Origin of the sequence: Kineococcus siccus (assembly GCF_009906795.1) — a bacterium.
GTDB classification, from domain to species: domain Bacteria; phylum Actinomycetota; class Actinomycetes; order Actinomycetales; family Kineococcaceae; genus Kineococcus; species Kineococcus siccus.
Window position 1 is genome coordinate 1 of sequence record NZ_JAAALN010000421.1, and the last position, 842, is coordinate 842.

Consider the following 842-nt stretch of genomic DNA (forward strand, 5'->3'; position numbering starts at 1 on the left):
GTGCAGGACCGTCGTGACGTCCTCCCCCGCCCCCGGGCCCGCCCCGGCCTGCGCGTCGCCGAGCACGGGCAGGTTGGCCGACACGGCGTACAGCGTGCTGACGCTGGTCACGAGGTCGGACAGGCCGCTGCGGTAGGACTCGAGGCGCTCGACGGCGCTGCGGGCGCTGGACACGACGTACGGCGCGCGCGACAGCAGTCCCGTGAAGCGCGGCTGCGACAGCGCGGCGGGGTCGAAGGTCGCCGCCGTGGCGCCGCCCGTGGCGACGACGACGACGAGGCAGCTCGCGAGGGTCTGCAGGGCCCGGCGGCGCACCCGGTAGACGACCACGCCGGCCAGCAGCGCCCCGGCCAGGCCGCTGCCGGCGCTGTAGGCCACGGCCCGCTCGGTGGCGGCGCGGATGGTGTCGGTCACCGTCAGCTCCAGCGCGAGCAGCTGCTGCGGCGAGCGGACCAGGCGGCCGGCGGCGTCGAGGTCCACCGAGGTGATGTTCGCCGTGACGAGGACCGGGGCCCGGTGGGTGTCGAAGGACACCTCACCCACGGGCGGCAGGTCGACCTGCACCCCGGGCCGCAGGCTCGGGTGCACGCGCACCTCCGTCTGCAGCGGCCCGACGTAGGTGGTCGTGCCGGGGGCCAGCGTGAACCCGATCCCGGCGCCCGCGGTCGCCACGAGCAGCACGCCCACCCAGGGCAGGACCAGGCGCGCGGCCCGCAGCCCGGCCTGCGGGCCGCGCCGGTGCCCGACGCTCGCGGCCACGGCGTGGCCCCGGGCGGCGCCACGGCGGCGACCTTCGACCCCGCCGCGCTGTCGCAGCCGCGCTTCACGGGACTGCTGTCGCG

Annotated in this window: 1 pseudogene; it reads right to left on the reverse strand. The window is 77.8% G+C overall.

The features are described 5' to 3' along the window. Positions 1 to 759: pseudogene (locus GTR02_RS21930) on the reverse strand (hypothetical protein); the annotation flags it as partial. Positions 760 to 842 lie beyond the last annotated feature (83 nt).